Genomic DNA, 2,749 nt, shown 5'->3' with positions numbered 1-2,749 from the left:
ACAAGTTCAACGACAAGCAAGACGAATGCGATCACGACGAGCGCGCCAAACATCGTCGCTTTCGATAATAAAACGGCCGCTAAACCGAACATCGCCGCCATGCCGTAAATGATGAGCACTGTTTGGCGATGACTATAACCGAGACGTAATAAACAATGGTGCAAATGCGATTTATCTGGCGCTGATAACGGCTGCTTGTTTACAATGCGTCTCACAATCGCAAACAGCGTATCCGAAATCGGCACCCCTAAAATGAGAATCGGGATAATTAACGAAAACACCGTAACGTTTTTGAAACCGAGAAGCGATAATACAGAAATCATATAGCCTAAAAACAATGCGCCCGTATCACCCATAAAAATCTTCGCCGGATGGAAATTATATAAAAGAAAGCCGAGCGTGCTTCCGAGCAATAATAAGCTCATCGCGAAAACGAATACGTACGTATTCCCCATCGTTGCTGCCATTCCAGCGATGGTAACAAGCGCGATCGAAGACACTCCTGCTGCGAGTCCATCTAAACCGTCAATTAAATTAATCGCGTTTGTAATGCCGATAATCCAAAGCATCGTAATCGGGATGCTTAATAAACCGAAGTTTAAATGGCCGCCAAATGGTAAGTTAATGAAGTCAATGCGAATGCCGCCGTATATGACGACGACTGCGGCCGCTATTTGACCGAATAGCTTCCATTTCGGCGACAACTCATACATATCATCAAGCACACCTGTCAACACGATGATCGTCGCTCCGATCACAATTGAGGTGGCGTATGGGCTATTTGGTTGCAATACAACGTAACCAACGATAAAGCTAATAAAAATAGCTAGTCCGCCTAAACGTGGCATAATTTTTTGATGCACTTTGCGCTGATTCGGCTTGTCCGTTGCTCCGACTTTAAACGCCAGCCATTTCACAGCAGGCGTAATAAGCACCGCTACGACAAAACAAAGAAACAAGGTGAAATAAACCATAGGAAACCTCCCTATTCGTTAGCATTCCCGATTTTTTCAAACGATGACGATATGAGAAGTAACACTTTCTACCATCTTTTTTCACAAACCTATCAGACATTATACCATAAATTTTAAAATCGACAAATGGAAAATAGAAAGCTAGAATTTTGTTACATTTTCACGCTTTTTGTTGAAATCATTTGCTATAATGGGAGATAGATAGAATAAGGGAGGAGAAAAAAGTGAGAAAAAAAACGATCGCCATCATGTTGCTTGCCGCGATGCTGACTGTTTCTGCATCAAAAGCGTTAGCGAACAGCGAACCTGTACTCGCAAGTGTGGAATGGGTACTAGCAAAAATCAATCCGTTAAATGAACGAGTGACAAAATTAGAACAGCGCGTGCAACAGCTCGAACAAGAAGTCGAGAAGCTAAAACAACAATTAGAGGCGGCGAAATAAATATGAAAATCGTTCGCTGGATATGTTTTGTGTTTAGCATACTGTTGCTCATTCCACAGACAGTTGCCGCCGCTTCGTACCCAACGCCTGTAAAAGTAAAACTATTGCCGACTGCAACGTTTTTAGCAACGGTGAATGGGAACTATCAACTGATCGATATAAAAACGAAACAAGTCATCCCGTTTACAAATCCGATTGCCTTTTCCCAAACGAACGGAGCAGTCGTCGCGACAATTAATGGCGTTTCGTACACGTCAACAAGCGGCTTTTTATTAGATGAAGTAACAAGAAACGAACAACATGACGTCACGATCGGCAGCATTCAACAAGCAGGAGGTACGTCCGCACCCGTCACCTATCGCGGCTCATTTGAAATTACCCCCGGGGCGACAGCACCAAACTTATTTAATACGTTAGATATGGAAGATTATTTAAAAGGAGTTGTCCCCGGGGAAATGCCTGCTTCTTGGCATAAAGAAGCGCTAAAAGCACAAGCGGTCGCAGCGCGCAGCTATGCGTATGCCCAATTGAAAAAATCGTCGTTTTTGCAAATGACAGTAGCAAGTCAAGTATATGGCGGGAAGTCGAAAGAGCAAGCTACTTCTACTGCGGCAGTAAATGAAACAGCAGGCGTATATGCGACGTACCAAAACGAACCGATTTCCGCTTATTTTCACTCAAGCTCTGGTGGAAATACGGAAAATAGCGAGAACGTATGGAGCTCAGCCGTTCCGTACATCCGTTCTGTTTCCGATCCGTACGATCGCCATGCAAGCAACCCACACTACGGATGGAATACAAAAGCTGCAGCAAACATTGTATCATCCAAGTTTAAGCTAACAAATGAGCAAGTTGTATCGCTTCGCGTTACACAAAAAACGAATGCCGGAAGCGTTCAACAAATGGAAGCGACGGTGTACAATGCTGCAACAGGGCAAAAACGAGTCGTTCAAGCTCGCCCTTCATTCGTTTCGTCGCCAGATGCGTTCCGTTCGTTTTTCGGCGTCTCCTTAAAAAGTATTGCCTTTGATGTAAAGGGAAATGCAAACGTCAAAGTGAAACGGGCGGACGATTCAGAACAAACGCTCGATCACCTCGCTGGATATGCGATTCAAACAAATAGTGGTCAAACACTTATTACAGTCGGAAACGCCTCCATTCGCACACCAAATGAAACGATATATTACCCAACAACTCCAACGGAATTCACATTTACAGGAAATGGTTGGGGACACCGGCTCGGCATGAGCCAATGGGGCGCGCGCGCTATGGCTGAAAAAGGGTTCACATACGATCAAATTTTGAAATATTATTATAAAGGTATTGAAGTGA

3 protein-coding genes are annotated in these 2,749 nt (G+C 44.0%); 2 read left to right on the top strand and 1 reads right to left on the bottom strand.

Annotated elements, in window-relative coordinates:
- On the bottom strand, positions 1–974 hold a 974-nt coding region (locus V7Z64_RS12890), incomplete at its 3' end, for a glycosyltransferase family 4 protein (RefSeq protein ID WP_334110674.1).
- A 224-nt stretch (positions 975–1,198) separates the two neighbouring features.
- On the opposite strand from V7Z64_RS12890, the gene V7Z64_RS12885 reads away from it, so the two are divergent.
- Together V7Z64_RS12885 and V7Z64_RS12880 are read left to right on the top strand one after the other, a co-directional pair.
- Entirely contained in the window at positions 1,199–1,417 is a 219-nt protein-coding gene (locus tag V7Z64_RS12885) for a hypothetical protein (RefSeq protein WP_003398446.1), read from the top strand.
- 2 nt (positions 1,418–1,419) lie between these two features.
- Positions 1,420–2,749: SpoIID/LytB domain-containing protein (locus V7Z64_RS12880; RefSeq protein WP_297990948.1), on the top strand; the 1,330-nt coding region annotated here is incomplete at its 3' end.

Origin of the sequence: Anoxybacillus sp. (assembly GCF_036834105.1) — a bacterium.
In the GTDB taxonomy this organism is placed as follows: Bacteria; Bacillota; Bacilli; order Bacillales; family Anoxybacillaceae; genus Anoxybacillus.
This window is presented reverse-complemented; position numbering and strand designations above follow the sequence as displayed.